General features: G+C 52.5%; 17 protein-coding genes and 1 riboswitch. Of the genes, 3 read left to right on the forward strand and 14 right to left on the reverse strand.

The features are described from left to right. The first annotated feature begins 376 nt into the window (after nucleotides 1–376). Nucleotides 377–859 (forward strand): RNA-binding protein, encoded by a 483-nt coding sequence (locus BZG25_RS11765; protein ID WP_046074421.1) that lies wholly within the window; start codon nucleotides 377–379, stop codon nucleotides 857–859. Here BZG25_RS11765 and murI read toward each other — a convergent pair. Together murI and BZG25_RS11775 are read right to left on the reverse strand one after the other, a co-directional pair. Beyond that, a complete protein-coding gene (gene murI, locus BZG25_RS11770) occupies nucleotides 813–1,634 on the reverse strand; it encodes a glutamate racemase (RefSeq protein WP_077639118.1) in 822 nt (273 codons plus the stop codon). The two genes, BZG25_RS11765 and murI, sit on opposite strands and share 47 nt — an antisense overlap. A 79-nt stretch (nucleotides 1,635–1,713) precedes the next feature. Next, a complete protein-coding gene (locus BZG25_RS11775; RefSeq protein WP_077639119.1) occupies nucleotides 1,714–3,522 on the reverse strand; it encodes a TonB-dependent receptor domain-containing protein in 1,809 nt (602 codons plus the stop codon). 55 nt (nucleotides 3,523–3,577) lie between these two features. Further along, nucleotides 3,578–3,732, reverse strand: a riboswitch (cobalamin riboswitch). A gap of 178 nt (nucleotides 3,733–3,910) precedes the next feature. Between BZG25_RS11775 and trmA the strand changes: the two genes are divergently transcribed. Further along, nucleotides 3,911–5,014 (forward strand): tRNA (uridine(54)-C5)-methyltransferase TrmA, encoded by a 1,104-nt coding sequence (gene trmA, locus BZG25_RS11780; RefSeq protein WP_077639138.1) that lies wholly within the window; start codon nucleotides 3,911–3,913, stop codon nucleotides 5,012–5,014. 85 nt (nucleotides 5,015–5,099) lie between these two features. Here the strand turns inward: trmA and BZG25_RS11785 are convergent, their stop codons facing one another. Next, a complete protein-coding gene (locus BZG25_RS11785) occupies nucleotides 5,100–5,483 on the reverse strand; it encodes a YijD family membrane protein (protein WP_046074424.1) in 384 nt (127 codons plus the stop codon). Nucleotides 5,484–5,496: 13 nt separating this feature from the next. Next, entirely contained in the window at nucleotides 5,497–6,132 is a 636-nt protein-coding gene (gene fabR, locus BZG25_RS11790; protein ID WP_046074425.1) for an HTH-type transcriptional repressor FabR, read from the reverse strand. A gap of 195 nt (nucleotides 6,133–6,327) precedes the next feature. Between fabR and sthA the strand changes: the two genes are divergently transcribed. Continuing rightward, a complete protein-coding gene (sthA, locus tag BZG25_RS11795) occupies nucleotides 6,328–7,746 on the forward strand; it encodes a Si-specific NAD(P)(+) transhydrogenase (protein WP_077579507.1) in 1,419 nt (472 codons plus the stop codon). A 43-nt stretch (nucleotides 7,747–7,789) separates the two neighbouring features. On the opposite strand, the gene cysQ is transcribed toward sthA, so the two are convergent. Genes cysQ through gspG form a run of 10 tightly spaced genes read right to left on the reverse strand, consistent with a single transcriptional unit; the run spans nucleotide 7,790 to nucleotide 14,664 of the window. Beyond that, the gene (gene cysQ / locus BZG25_RS11800; protein WP_046074427.1) at nucleotides 7,790–8,602 is read right to left on the reverse strand and encodes a 3'(2'),5'-bisphosphate nucleotidase CysQ; all 813 of its coding nucleotides are present in this window, start codon (nucleotides 8,600–8,602) and stop codon (nucleotides 7,790–7,792) included. Between the two features lie 3 nt (nucleotides 8,603–8,605). Next, on the reverse strand, nucleotides 8,606–9,160 hold the full coding sequence (nudE, locus tag BZG25_RS11805) for an ADP compounds hydrolase NudE (RefSeq protein ID WP_046074428.1): 555 nt from the start codon (nucleotides 9,158–9,160) through the stop codon (nucleotides 8,606–8,608). 42 nt (nucleotides 9,161–9,202) lie between these two features. Then, complete coding sequence (locus BZG25_RS11810) at nucleotides 9,203–9,949, reverse strand: type II secretion system protein N (RefSeq protein WP_052708041.1); 747 nt, start codon at nucleotides 9,947–9,949, stop codon at nucleotides 9,203–9,205. 3 nt (nucleotides 9,950–9,952) lie between these two features. Further along, a complete protein-coding gene (gspM, locus tag BZG25_RS11815; protein WP_077579506.1) occupies nucleotides 9,953–10,447 on the reverse strand; it encodes a type II secretion system protein GspM in 495 nt (164 codons plus the stop codon). Beyond that, nucleotides 10,444–11,688, reverse strand: coding sequence for a type II secretion system protein GspL (gene gspL, locus BZG25_RS11820; RefSeq protein ID WP_158010262.1), 1,245 nt, complete (start codon nucleotides 11,686–11,688; stop codon nucleotides 10,444–10,446). Before gspL ends, gspM begins: the two co-directional genes overlap by 4 nt. Next, nucleotides 11,657–12,661 carry a type II secretion system minor pseudopilin GspK gene (gspK, locus tag BZG25_RS11825; RefSeq protein ID WP_077639121.1) on the reverse strand — a complete coding sequence of 335 codons (1,005 nt, stop codon included), beginning with the start codon at nucleotides 12,659–12,661 and terminating at the stop codon, nucleotides 11,657–11,659. Before gspK ends, gspL begins: the two co-directional genes overlap by 32 nt. Beyond that, on the reverse strand, nucleotides 12,658–13,296 hold the full coding sequence (gene gspJ, locus BZG25_RS11830) for a type II secretion system minor pseudopilin GspJ (RefSeq protein ID WP_077639122.1): 639 nt from the start codon (nucleotides 13,294–13,296) through the stop codon (nucleotides 12,658–12,660). Before gspJ ends, gspK begins: the two co-directional genes overlap by 4 nt. Continuing rightward, nucleotides 13,280–13,657 carry a type II secretion system minor pseudopilin GspI gene (gene gspI, locus BZG25_RS11835; RefSeq protein WP_241828715.1) on the reverse strand — a complete coding sequence of 126 codons (378 nt, stop codon included), beginning with the start codon at nucleotides 13,655–13,657 and terminating at the stop codon, nucleotides 13,280–13,282. The genes gspJ and gspI overlap by 17 nt, the downstream gene beginning before the upstream one ends. Then, on the reverse strand, nucleotides 13,638–14,204 hold the full coding sequence (gene gspH, locus BZG25_RS11840; RefSeq protein ID WP_077639123.1) for a type II secretion system minor pseudopilin GspH: 567 nt from the start codon (nucleotides 14,202–14,204) through the stop codon (nucleotides 13,638–13,640). Before gspH ends, gspI begins: the two co-directional genes overlap by 20 nt. Before the next feature lies 1 nt (nucleotide 14,205). Further along, nucleotides 14,206–14,664, reverse strand: a complete 459-nt coding sequence (gspG, locus tag BZG25_RS11845; protein ID WP_046074434.1) for a type II secretion system major pseudopilin GspG — start codon at nucleotides 14,662–14,664, stop codon at nucleotides 14,206–14,208. Nucleotides 14,665–14,668 lie beyond the last annotated feature (4 nt).

The raw sequence follows: 14,668 nt of genomic DNA on the forward strand, positions 1-14,668 counted from the left end.
CGGGTGAAATAAAACCTCTTTTTGACTCCCCTAACGCTTGGCGTTAAGTAGGCCGGCCATCTTAATCTTTTAAAAACTCACGTCAAGCGTTTATTTTTACTTGATTTTTTGCCTCGACATGGCAGTAAATCGCTTGCCGTGTCGATGTGGGGCGTAGTATAGCGACGCGGATCACACTGACAAGGGATTTTTACGTTTTTTATTTCGACTGAGCAATAATCCACCTAAAATGATGAATAACCAGCGATTTGAAACATTATTGATACGAGACCTTTACCGCAAGGTAACGCTGGCTTGTTTTCTTGGTCTTTTTCACGACATGCATTGCCGAAATGTTGTCATGTCATCACTTTAATCGTTCTATTTAATTACGCTTATGAAATCACCAGTTAATTTTGCTTTAGTCATCTGCATCGCCGTCCTTGGCGCAATTATTGTCAGCCTGATGGACGTCAGCTCACCCGCACTCACGTTTGCTGTGGGTGCGATACTTAGTGGCCTGGCTTGCCTATATCTTCCTTTGCCCAACTTTATTCAGCCAGAGCAAGCACCATCTACATCTACCTCGTCGAGCGAAAAAGAAGAAGAGTCTCCGCAAAGTAAAACGCTATACGTTGGAAACTTGCCTTATCGTGCGAATGAAAATGATGTACGCACGCTGTTTAGCGAACATGGAGAAGTGTTTGCCGTTCGTCTAATGAAAGACAAACGGACGGGGAAACGCCGAGGGTTTGGTTTTGTGGTGATGGCCGCCGGGCATGCCGACGATGCTATCAATGCGCTCAATAATAATGTTTATGGCGAGCGGACACTTAAAGTCCGTGAAGCGAATGAGCCAAAAAAGCAGGCGAATAGCTGACATCCGTAAAACCTATCGATCGGATAAAGTCCGCCAAGGCATCGGCTTTAATAGGGGTTGCCGTCGCATAAGCGCAATGCTTCGACGTCGCTGCGGTAGCCCTTGCGTCGCTATCTAGACTCACCAGCGAGAGCACGCGACGCGCAATCGCCTCTCCCGAATCAATTAAGTGGACTTCATCCCCCACCACTGATTGAATTTCATCACGCAGTAAAGGGAAGTGAGTACAGCCAAGCACGAGGGTATCGACGCTCGCTTTAAACGGACGCAATATCGCCGCTAGATCTTGCTGGTTCACCGCCTCACCCCGTAGTTTGCGCTCTGCCATATGCACGAGTGCCGTGGTACCGACTGAGACTACCTGGCAATCTTTGGCAAAGTCAGCCACCAATTGTTCGGTATACGGACGAGCCACCGTGGCGGGTGTTGCTAATAAACCAATCGCCTTTTGCTGACTCATTGCGGCCGCAGGCTTGATCGCGGGTACAACTCCCACGACCGGAAGCGCCAACTGCTGACGGAGCGTGGGTAATACCAGCGTCGATGCTGTATTGCATGCAATGACGACGATATCAATATCATGATGCGCACACACAGCGCGCACTTGAGCCGCCACCCGTGTGACCAAGCGCGTGTCATCTAACTCACCGTATGGAAAAGCTTCGTTATCGAACAAATAGGTGTAGTTAGCGTCAGGAAGCTGCTCTCGTACCGACTGGTAAATCGATAAGCCACCCACACCAGAGTCAAAAATCAAAATATTGGGCTGCGCCATGGGACACTCATGCAATCAATAACGCCCTTATCATAACGACAAGGGCGTGAAGAAAGCTAGTTTCGCCGACAAGCAATCACTAGTACTGATAGTCCAACGTCATAAAATAGGCGCGCTCAGCGGCAGGATAACCACCCGCTGTCTCGTACTCTTTATCAAACACATTATCGACTTTGCCTTTCACGGTCAGGTTATCGGTCGCTTGATAGGATGCAGTGACCGCCCACAGGCTATAGCTTCCCAACATCTCTCCACCGGAATAATCCAGACGGTCACCTTGATACTGCCACTGAGTACCGAGCTGCAGTCGCTCCCATTGGTACGACGCATCCCATTTCGCCACCCGTTTGGCGCGGCGTGCGAGCTGCTCACCGGTGTTATCCTTTTTGGGATCTTTATACGCCAACGAAAGCTGGTTATGGAGTGATGCCACATCAAAGTTCGCAATGAGCTCAACACCCTTAATCGTTACCTCACCAATATTGCGATTTTTCTTGGCCTCTGCATCCCAATCGATCATATTATCGATATTGTTAATATAGCCTGTGAGTGACCAATCAACGTCAGCCGTTGCTCCACGCAGCGAAAGCTCCGTATTTGACGACTCCTCCGGCTTGAGCGTTGCATTACCGCCCCATCCGTAAAGCTCAGTCAGACTTGGTGCCTTAAAAGCAGTGCCGTAGCTAGCGACCAATTGATACCCTTCCGCTATCGCAAGACCCGCACTCGTCTGCCACGTCGCATGCTGTCCGTATTGTTCGTTATCATCCGAACGTGCGCTTGCCTCAATAGACAGTGCTTCTACTGGGCTAAATTGCGTTAAAAGGTAAGTGCCCAGGTTATCGCGCGGATTGATTGCAATATCATCGGGGTTGGTAATCAAGCTGCCTTCATTAAAGGTGTCTTGTCGATAATCCACACCGCCACCAAGCAGCCAATCCTCCGTGGCTTGATACTGGAGTCCCAACGAGGTAGAGACTTGCTCAACATCTGAGGTTTTATTGTTTTTACGGTCACTGCCAGGACGATAGTCGAAGTTTTCTTGTTGGGAGATTTCTGCGCTGAGTGTTGCTCTCCAAGCGTCAGAGCGGTAGTTCAGCGTGCTGGCCAGTGCTTGGCTTTCTAGCCAGCCATGTTTTAAGCTGCCAAAATTATCGTAATCGTACTCATTCTGGTACCAGCGCCCCGTCACATCGGCCGACCAAAATGTATTCCAGCGATGACTGTAGCCAAGCTGCGCGTTGCGGCCGGTAAAACCATGCTGATCACCCCGGTTGCTCGCTGTCGGATGAACATTGTATCCATCATTCGACTCATACCCAGCGATGCCTGAAAAGTGACCGTTATCGCCCAACGTTGTTGCCCATGCGCCACTAACAGCATGATGATCCAAACTGCCTACGGTCGCAGAAACATTGGCTCGCTCTTTATTGGTTTTGGTAATGATATTGATCACCCCACCAATCGCGCTCGACCCATAGAGTGTGGCACGTGCGCCGCGAATGATCTCAATGCGTTCAATACTGTTCACTGGGATCTGATTAAAATCTACCGAGCCTTTAATGGATGACGCCATACGCATGCCATCAATCAAGACTAAAGAGTGGTCTGATTCCGTGCCGCGCATAAAAATAGAGGCAATTTGTCCTCTACCTCCGCTTTGAGCAATCTCGATGCTCGGCACCGTGCGCAATACATCGACAAGGCTTCGCGCCTGCAAGCGCGCAATGTCTTGACGCGTCAAAATGGTTGCTGATTGCAATACCGAGGCATCGGACTGCGCAAACCGACTGGCGGTCACCACCACCGTTTCAGTGTTTTGCTCGGCCCACGCGGCCGCAGGGAATAGTGACGTCGCCACCAGGCTCGCCACAATCTGTTTGTTCATTGGATCTTCCTTCCTAATCGCGAGAATAGGCAGCACTGTGCTGCGAGTGTGGGCTGTATTCGGACTTAAGAGCATGGCTTTCGCCGCCTACTGCTAACGACTTCCCATCGCATACCATTAATCAGTATTGCCGACAGTGTCTGGCCTAAGGCCGGTTAGGATCGTTCTCTAATACCGCTGCGCGTCAGTTGCGGGCTCTCACCGCATTCCTGTGATCCGTCACATATAGCAAGACAGGATCACTTTCCCACGCCTGGATATTAGCCGTCTAGATGGATATTGTCCATTGATAACCTTATTGAATAAGGGAGAATCGTGAGCAAGGGTGGACATGGCTGGGGATTTGTCTAAAATCTGCGCTCATTTTCCAATCGCTGAGGCAGCCATCATGACCAAGGCTCACACCGCCGTTGACTACGACACACAGCTTGCTGAGAAAGTCCAACGACTCAATGCACAACTCGCGCCGTTTCACGCACCTGAGCTAGAGATCTTTCGCTCACCGGAAACCCACTATCGGATGCGCGCAGAGTTTCGGGTATGGCATGAAGGCGACGACTTGTATTACATCATGTTTGATCCTGCGACCAAGCAGAAGTACCGGGTCGATACCTTTCCTGCCGCGAGCCGCTTGATCAATGACCTCATGCCGCTATTAATGGAGGCCATCAAGCCCAACGACGCCTTACGACGTAAACTGTTCCAGGTTGATTTCCTCTCCACCTTAAGCGGTGAGATCTTGGTATCGTTGCTCTATCATCGCCAGCTAGACGAAGAGTGGGACAGCGCCGCGCAAGCGCTTAAACAACGTTTGAACGATGAGGGCTTTAATCTCAATTTGATTGGCCGTGCGCGCAAGCAAAAGAAAGTGCTAGACCGCGACTACGTTTTAGAAAAGCTCAATGCCGATGGTCAGACGCTGATCTACCAGCAAATTGAAAACAGCTTTACCCAACCCAACGGGCCGGTGGCGGAGAAAATGCTGGAGTGGGCCATCGATTGCACTCGCGATAGCCAAGGTGATTTGCTGGAGCTGTATTGCGGGAACGGCAACTTTTCCCTCGCCTTGGCGAAAAACTTTCGCCGCGTCCTCGCCACCGAGCTGGCGAAACCCTCAGTGCAATCAGCGCAGTACAATATTGCCGCCAACAACATCGACAATGTGCAGATTATTCGCATGTCTGCCGAAGAATTCACTCAGGCGATCAATGGCGAGCGCGAGTTCCGCCGCTTAAAAGATCAAGGGGTCACGCTGAGTGACTATCAGTGCAATACCATTTTTGTCGATCCCCCTCGTGCGGGCATGGATGATGAAACCTGCAAAATGGTGCAAGGTTACGATCGGATTTTATATATCTCCTGTAACCCTGAGACCTTGGCCGAGAACTTAGAGCGCCTCAGCCAAACACACCGCATGAGTCGCTGTGCGCTGTTTGATCAATTCCCGTTCACCCACCATACCGAAGCCGGGGTGTGGTTAGAGCGCAAATAGTCACGGCAAGCAAGCTCGGATAAACGTAAAAAGGCGTCTTCTCGACGCCTTTTTTGGGTTTCAATCACAGCTGTTTTAGAGGCAATTAGACGTCAGAGGCGGTATCGTTTTTCGCTTTGCGGCTGAAAAAGCCCAGTTTGTGGCCGACCCAGAACGCCAGTGCCATCGCAACCAAAATCGAGAAGAAGTTGCCGCCCAGCTCTGGCATTTGCATACGAATAAACGCTGAATAGCCAAATGCCCCCACCAAGAAGCAGGCAAACGCAATCAGCGGCGTGCCTTCCGTCAGTGGCTGGCGTTCGTGAAGTTGGTAGCAAGCGTGCACGGCCAGTACAAACGCAAGAATGGGAAAAATAGAAAATGCCACACCACTGACGAACAGTGTCGCGAGTGTTGCACTTCCACAAATGCCGGTAACCAGTGCCAGCAGCAAAAATTTACGTTCTGATTTCACTTGCTCGTGTTCCATGTCTTCACCTGTTTTATGACAGTTTTTCCTGTAAGGCTCGCCGCTCACGGTCTTTTCGATACCAGTAAGCTCCCTTGGCTATCATGCGCAATTGTAACACCATTCGCTCTGCCAATTCTGCGCGGGCGTGAGGGTCAAGATCAAGCGCTTCCGCACCCATATTGAAGACCAAAATCACACACGCTTCTGACTGATTGTACGCTTCTTCATAGGTGAGCTGCGTACGAGATTGTAAATACTCGGTCAACTCAGCAACAAAATGTTGTATTTCCCTTGCCACAGCGGCACGAAACGCCGAAGAGGTGCCTGAACGCTCGCGCAAAAGCAACCGAAACACATTTGGGCTGCTCTCGATAAACTCCATAAAGGTTTCTACCGAAGTACGCACCACACTGCCTTCCGCGGCTATCCGCTGACGCGCTTGACGCATCAATTGACGGAGCAATAGCCCGCCCTCATCAACCATGGTTAACCCCAGCTCATCCATGTCTTTAAAGTGGCGGTAAAAAGAGGTGGGCGCGATTCCCGCCTCTCGCGCCACTTCGCGCAAGCTGAGGCTGGAAAAACTGCGCTCAGCACTGAGCTGGCTGAACGCCGCATCAATGACAGAACGGCGCGTTTTTTCTTTTTGTTGTGCTCGAATACCCATCGCACTCTATCCATGGTCACCATGCTGCCACTATACGCAATTTTAGCGTTTAAATCAGCCAATCCAGGCAGTGTTCCCCATCGCGGCGACGCGGATTTGAACACAGATTTGCTCGCGAAAGTTAACCTTACGGATAATAAGCGTTAAACTGGTCATAAATAGATGTTGCAATAATGAAAATAAGGTCTGAACCCTATGAGCAAGTCGAGCCCTCGCCCGCAAGATCATTTTGATGCGATCGTGATAGGTAGTGGCCCCGGTGGTGAAGGTGCCGCCATGGGCTTATCCAAAGCGGGTAAGCGGGTGGCAGTGATTGAGCGAGAAAGCACCGTTGGCGGTGGCTGTACCCATTGGGGCACCATCCCGTCTAAAGCACTACGCCACACTGTCAGCCGGATCATTGAATTCAATCAAAGCCCTATCTACACCCAAAACAGCAAGAGTATCCACAGTACCTTCTCACACATTCTCAGCCATGCTGAATCGGTCATAGGCAAACAAACCCGTATGCGCCAAGGGTTCTATGACCGAAACCAATGTACCCTGCTCCATGGTAGCGCCGAATTTGTCGATGCGCATACCTTAACCGTGCATCATAGTGATGGCAGCGCTGATACCTATACAGCCGATCACTTTGTGGTTGCTACCGGCTCTCGCCCTTATCAACCCGCTGATGTGGATTTTTCCCACCCACGCATCTACGACAGTGACTCCATTTTGTCGTTAGCCCATGACCCGCGCCACGTGATTATCTATGGCGCAGGCGTGATTGGCAGTGAATATGCGTCTATTTTCCGTGGGCTCGGGGTCAAAGTGGATTTAATCAACACCCGTGATCGCTTGCTGTCGTTTTTGGACAACGAAATCTCTGATGCTTTGTCTTATCACTTTGGCAGCAGTGGTGTCATGATCCGCAATGATGAGACCTATGAGCGCATTGAGGGCACCGACGATGGCGTGATTGTGCATCTGGAGTCAGGCAAAAAAATGAAAGCAGATTGCTTGCTGTATGCCAATGGCCGCGCAGGCAATACCGATAAACTCAATTTGTCCTCGGTCGGCCTTACACCTAACTCGCGTGGGCAGCTCGACGTTGATAGCGAAAGCTACGCAACAGAAGTGGGGCATATCTATGCCGTCGGTGATGTGATTGGTTATCCTAGCCTTGCCAGTGCCGCTTATGATCAAGGGCGCGTGGTGGCCGAAGCCATTTGCCAAGGCAATGCCAACGTGCGCTTGATTGAACACATCCCCACGGGGATCTATACCATTCCAGAAATCAGCTCAGTGGGTAAAACCGAGCAAGAGCTCACCGCAGAAAAAGTCCCGTATGAAGTTGGCCGATCGCTATTCAAGCACTTAGCACGCGCGCAAATCGCGGGGATGGATGTCGGCAGTTTAAAAATCCTTTTCCACCGCGATACCCGCGAAATATTAGGCATTCACTGCTTTGGCGAGCGCGCCTCGGAAATCATTCATATCGGCCAAGCGATTTTTGAGCAAAAAGGCGAAGGGAATACCATCGATTATTTTGTGAATACCACCTTCAACTACCCGACCATGGCCGAAGCTTACCGGGTGGCAGCCCTCAATGGCTTAAATCGTTTGTTCTGAACCGGCCATAAAAGAAAACGGCACCTGGCGGTGCCGTCAATCATTACGATGCCTGCAGTATCGACGACCACGCGAGCGACTCATCCCCCAACACAATAAAGTTAGGGTTCTGTAATGAGTCCCGTTCGTTGTACGACAAAGCCCCGAGCTCTGTGCTCAGAATACGTCCACCCGCTTGCTCAACAATGCATTGGGTAGCGGCAGTGTCCCACTCCCCCGTCGGCCCTAGGCGTAAATAACAGTCGACCGCGCCTTCTGCGACCAAGCAGGCTTTGAGTGCCGCGGAGCCTAATGGCACCAAATCATAATTAATTTCAGGTGCCAGCTTTTCGGTGACCGCATGAATATCTTGACGGCGACTGATGGCGATAGAGAGTGAGGTAATCGTCTCTTCTCGCTTCATTGTCGAGATGCGATGCATTTCGCCATCTGGGGTGATTTTCCAGGCCCCTTTGTCTTGGCAAGCATAGTAGGTCACCCCGGAGACGGGGGCATAGACCACGCCCATGACGGGATGGTTGTCCTCCACCAGCGCGATAATAGTGGCAAAGTCACCACTACCTGCAATAAACTCTTGGGTACCGTCGAGGGGATCAATCAACCAATAGCGCTGCCATTGCTGACGGTCGCTTAATGGCACACCACAGTCTTCTTCTGATAACACGGGGATGTCTGGCGTCAACGCGGTAAGCTTTTCCGTGATCAGCTTATGTGCCGCCAAATCAGCACTGGTTACTGGGGTTTGGTCACTTTTAGTGATCGCTTCAAAATCACCGTCTTGGTAAATATCTAAAATAACCTGACCCGCAGAGCGAGCAATATCAATCACCTCGGGTAACAACTCAGGCAATGCCATGCCTCACCTCTCAGATTGTAAGTACTTCAGCGCCATCATTAATGCGGTGATACTGCGCGCTTCACAAAAATCACCGTGGGTGAGTAACTCTTCCGCTTGGGCAAGTGGCCAACGAATGATTTCAAGCGGTTCAGGCTCATCCCCTTCCAAGCTTTCTGGATACAAATCACGTGCCAACATCAGCGTCATGCGGCTAGAAAAGTACGACGGTGCCAGAACAACCTCTTTCAGTGGCACTAGCTCACGGGCACCTTGCCCAATTTCCTCTTTCAGCTCCCGCACCGCCGCTTGCTCGGGCGCTTCACCCGGGTCAATCAGCCCTTTGGGAAAACCTAGCTCATACTGTTCTGTGCCTGCGGCATATTCGCGTACCAGTAAGAGGTCGCCCGATTCGGTCACCGGCACCATCATCACGGCATTACGCCCCGACGGTTTCATCCGCTCATAGGTACGCTCGACGCCATTACTAAAAATCAGCTCCAGCGACTCCACTTTAAACAAGCGAGAAGTGGCGACCACCTGCTTAGACTGAATGTAAGGAAGTTTACGCTGCGTCATATCGTGATTTGCCACCCTTTTTGATAAGCCTATCAGGCCTTGTTAGCCGCGAAAAGAAAAGCGATAGCGTCCTTGATTATCCGGTGCACCCAACCAAGAGAGAGGTGCTTTCATCGGCTCAGGATAGGCCGGCCCCGGCTTCAGCCATCCTGACACAGAGTATCGCCCAGACGGTGTAATTGACAATGAAAACTTATTACTCAACGAGGGGGAATCGCCTTGACCCTGCGCAGCGACACCTTGGCCATCACAGGCGAGAGAAGCACGCAATGGAATATCATTGAGCCGCCCTGAGGGCAGGGTGAGTCCGGCCTGCTGCCACTGAATCTGCCCCGCTAACTGCTGACACCCTGACTCGGCCAACACCGCCTCGCGTACAATCACATCAAGCCGGCCATCAATCGCCACGCTCGGCGGTAACGCCACCGAACGGGTCAGCAGATGCGCGGGAGCAGAGAGCAAGGTTTGAGAAAGCGTTAGCTCGGTGCCATTAAAGCCCACCACGCTTTTACCACTGACACCTTGAGGGCTTTGGACCTTTATCGCGGCTTCCAGCGTGGCGCTGGTCAATAGCCGGTGCCAATGGAGATCCCATTGTATTGGGCCGACAGCCTGATCTTGCCAACGCAGTTGCCTGACTTGCCCCTGCCACACGGTGCCGTTGATCCCACTCAGCTGTAGCTCGGCCGGCAAAGGCGCTAAGCGCAGTAGTGTTGCTGGGGCGTGCACTATCGCACTCACAACGAAAACCAATACACACCCCACCCCTATCAGCGTTTTCTTCCACATCGTTTACCGCTCCAGCTGCAGTCGGGTTACTTGCACCACACCGGCCGTATCGGTCGCTTCAGTGCTCAGGCGAGCGACTTGAATGCCATGCAGCTGAGAGAGTTGCTCGATCCACCGTAGTAATTGGTTAAACGGTAGAGGTTCGAGCCCCAATTGCACGCTGTCCTCCCCAGGCTGCAACCGTGTAATGGTAAGATTAAACTCACCCGCACTGGCCGCGATCACTTGGTTGAGCGGTTGGCTTCGACTGGCCACTGCTTGGCGACTGCGTCCAGACTGTGAGCGCAATTGCATGATGTGATTGCGCTTTTGTTGTAGCTCATTGTAAACCTTTCGCTCACTGACCAATGCGGCGCGCGCTTGCTCCGCCTGTGCCTGTATCGGCACCACGATGCCCCAATACAGCAAACTTAACAACAGCACTCCCACCGCAATCAACACGAGCCGTTGCTCGCGCAAGCTGATCGACTGCCACTGAGACTGAATACGTGCGATCATGATTGGCTCCTTAGGGTAAATTCACCGCTGACCGTCTCACCACTGCGATTAAGCTGCCCCAAGTCTGTCGCATAATGCTTACTCAAGGTGGCACGTAAGCGCTCAAACTGCGCGAAATCATTGCCGGTTGCTCGCAGTATCAAGGCTTCTCGATTGGCTTGGTAGCGCAGCGCCTCGAGCTCGATACCAGGTACATCTTCCAGTAAAGGAGCCAGTTCGACCAGCCAGGGTAAAAGCGCCGCATCATGTTGTTGGTTTTCTAGCCGAGCTATCTCTGCATCCATTTGCCGCACCATGTATGAGCGAGTCGGGATCCGCTCGTACTCGGGCAAGGTTTGGCGAAAAAGGGCTTCACTTTGTCCCCGTAATGCACGGGCTTGTTGCTGGGTGTCACGAATCGACAGCCACTGCTCGACGCCAAGCAATCCAGCCATGGCGATCAACAGACAGGCTGCGGGCAAAAAGGGTCTAAGTGTCTGCTTGGTTTGACTTTGAGGACGATATCCGCCGGTCAGTAGGTTTGCCGTCACGCCATGACTCTGCACCGCTAATAGATGCATTGCGTGATCTGACTGCCACTCGACAGTGAGCGGTAACGCGCTTAAGGGATTATCAGCCTGTGGCTTGTCGTCGCCATAGCCTTTGATAGTGAGAGAGTCGGGCTGCTCAGGTGACAGGGTTTCCTCACTGTCTTGGCGGTGTTGCCACCAAGTCTGCCCCCAAAAGGCGAGCCAGTCCGCCGAGCCTACCACGCCTTGATTTGCACTAAAACGGCACAGCCACTGTTCACCCAATGCCAAGAGTGAGAGCGAATCAGACGACCAAGGTACACAAAGCACATCGGGGATCCACTGGCGAGCATCAATGCCTGCCTCATCCAGCGCGTGTTGCCAAGCTTGCATTTGCTGGTGCGCTACCACGGCGACATATGCGGTGTCTGCCTGGGTGTCAACAATACTCACATGTACTGCTTCCACCTCTTCCGCCAAGGCTTCCTCGAGCAAGTAAGGCACCACCTTGTCGCGTTGGCGCCTTGACCCTGGGGGCAATGTTACCGAGGTTAATGTCAGCCACGTGCTGTCCACCAGCACCACTACTCGCCGCGTTTGTGCTTGCTCGGTTAACGCTGACAGTTGCTGACAACTGCCGCTCTCAACCACTTGGTTATCACTGGCACGAACCTGCGCCCAATAAATGGGCTGGCTGGCATCACTGATCCTTATTATCAGTCGCTCGCTCACGCATTCCTCCGAACCGACGGCGCAAAACAGAAACCTCGCCATCGTCTTGATAGTGCAATAGTGCCTGGATGTGACGTTGGGCAGAGGCCACCTGCACATCGGCTTGTAATAAAAAGAACTCGCTGGTCACGCTGAGATGGGACACGACTCGCTCTCGCTCGGCGTCATCAAACTCGGTGAGGTTCAAGGTGTCGATAAACGCGGCGACACTTTTCCACCCTTCCTCCGGGCGCTGGGCAATCACCTGCTGGGCTTGTTCCGCCGGTAACGCGGAGGTAAATAGGGCTGAAAGCAAAGGCGCTTGCTTCTCGGTTAAGGTATTCACATTGACCTTAAGCTCAGCGCTAGGCAACGCGCAAAGCTGAGGCGAGGCGCGCCGAAACACATCACCATTAACCCCGCGCACCGCACGCCACTCACTCACATCGGCCAGCAAAGCATCCGCCGTCACATACGCAGGCTGCACGCTTTCATAATGCGCATCTTCCGCCCCGAGAGACTGATCCAGCTGATTGTTTTCATCAATAAAATCACGGCTTGCCTGAGCAATCACATCCGCTTGATAATCCTCTTCCACATACTGCCCCACTAGCGCCCGCAACACGGTGACCTCATAAGGGGTCGTCCCACCCACTTTGCCGCCACGTAGCTGTAAACTATTGAGGTTAAAACAGGCACTCGCATCTTGTAAGTGTCCACTTACTTTTCCGCCATCCAGCGGAAAGGTTCGAGCGGGCTCTGCCCAAGTTTGACTTAAGTTCACCGTTTCACTGCCTGCTAAGCTCTCGCGCAATACCGATGCCGCCAAGCCTTCAACCGCATTACCAAACCAATACGCTTGCTGAAAATGCAGCTGGTTTTCGGCGCGGTGGTAGTTGGTGTATAACCGCGCCGCCATGCTTCCGGCAATCGCGGTCATCAGCGCCATGATCATCATCACCACCAAAAGGGCGGCGCCCTGCTGACGATTCATTGTGCCTCCCGCTGCAGTGGTGCCGGCAAGGTTTGCCCCGCCACGAGATAAGTGCGCACTAACTGCCCATAGCGAGGATGGGTAAAGCGCACTTGAACGGCTTTCGGCAATGCATGTTTGGTATCAAAACTGTCTTGCCAATCCTGTTTGACGTAGAAGCGAAAGGTCAAATCATCAATATCACTGAGCAGCGTCGCCACCGCGGGTTCATCACTCACGGCTTGGTCTGGGTAACGCCAGCGCAAGCGTTCCAGCTTGCCATCTCTCTGACGGTACCCGACCGCTACCACTTCTCCGCGTGGAAAGCGCATTTGTGGGTTAATCCAGCCCGTGCGGGTAAAGCGCACGCCCATCCCATCACTTTGTAATACCTCTGAACCCGCGATGAGCAACTGTTCTGTTGGCGCTTGTCCTTCGACCCGCTGACGTCTTGCCGCCATTTGACGAAAGTCACTGTCCATGATCACCAACGCGCGCTGCAGTTCCTGTAAGGTCTCCCCCACCTGCTGAGACTGCTCGTCACTGCGCTGCACGGTTTGCAGTACTTGGTATGCGGTCAGACTAATGCTGGCGAATACCACCAACGCTAACAGTACTTCCAGTAAGGTAAATCCTCGTTCAACGCGTGGCGACATAGGTTCTCACCGTCACTAAGGGGTTATCGGCCTCTGCAGCGGCAGCCACTGACATATCAACCGCACGCAACTGGCCCGTTTCTGTGGCAACTGGCACCAACTGCCATTGCCATTGTTGCCCCGCCATCTCGGTGGTGCCTTGCGTGGCTTTATCTGGCACCTTAGCGCTGAGCACCACCTCAGCGAGTTGATTATCCGCTACCATCGCGGCTAAGGTTTTTTGTTCTAAGCGACTCAGTGAGCGGGTGTGCTGTCCAGTGGCTTTCATCACACTCAGCGCCGCCACGGCAAAGATCGCCACCGCGACTAAGACCTCAAGCAAGGTCATTCCCTGCTGCGAGTTAGCGCGTACTAACATCATCACCCTCTCCTGCTCGCTGCCAGGTAAACTGCGCCAGTTCATTCGCTTTGAGCTGCCAGAGCGCACGGCCATCTGTTTCAATCATCAGGGTAAACGGTGTCAGCTCACCATTGGGCAGTAGCCAGATTTGCGGTGGCGCCACCGCCTGCTCATCGTCTTCGTCAAATAAATCCTCAAACAGCGGCTTATCCTCGAACAACCTATCTTGTTGCTGCCAACCAAAGCCATCCATGGTTAAGACAAAGCGGCTTTGCTCTGGCAGGTGGCCTTGGGTCGCCCAGCGGTCACTGCTAACAGGTTGCCATTGCTCTTGTCCCAACACTAAAAGTTGATAGCGCTGTTGTTCGATACGCACGCCATAGGTGCGTCCTTCCAACCAACTTTGCTCTGCCCACAGCTTCATCCGCTGATACAGTGCTTGCCCGGCTTCTTGTGTGCGGGTGTCCGCCGACTCAGGCATCACCATTATCACGCCTGAGGTGCTCACCGCGACGATGACGACCACCAGCAGGATCTCTAATAAGGTAAAGCCGGCCGCTTGACGCATGTTATTGCAGCTCGTTGAGGTTCCAGTTACCAATGTCTTGGTTAACCCCTTCCCCACCTTCTTGGCCATCAGCGCCTAAAGAAAAGATATCGACAACACCGTGCTCGCCTGGGCTGACATAGCGATAGTCATTGTTCCACGGGTCTTGCGGCAGACGTTTGATGTAACCTTGCGCGGGGTAGTTACGGGGGACCGGATCACTTTGTGGCTGGGTCACTAGCGCGTCTAAGCCTTGATCGGTGGTGGGGTACTGATTGTTATCCAATTTGTACATATCCAGCGCATTTTCAAGCGCACTGACATCCGCCACCGCTTTTTTCACCGCGGCTTTGTCTTTGTTGCCCAGCAAGTTTGGGGCAACAAAGCTGGCTAGCAGGCCAATAATCACCACCACCACCATGACTTCGAGCAACGTGAAACCTTGTTGACGACGCATTTCTTTCTCCTTGTTAAAATTCATAAAA

The sequence above is a fragment of the Salinivibrio sp. ML198 genome (genome assembly GCF_001996015.1).
Taxonomy (GTDB): domain Bacteria; phylum Pseudomonadota; class Gammaproteobacteria; order Enterobacterales; family Vibrionaceae; genus Salinivibrio; species Salinivibrio siamensis.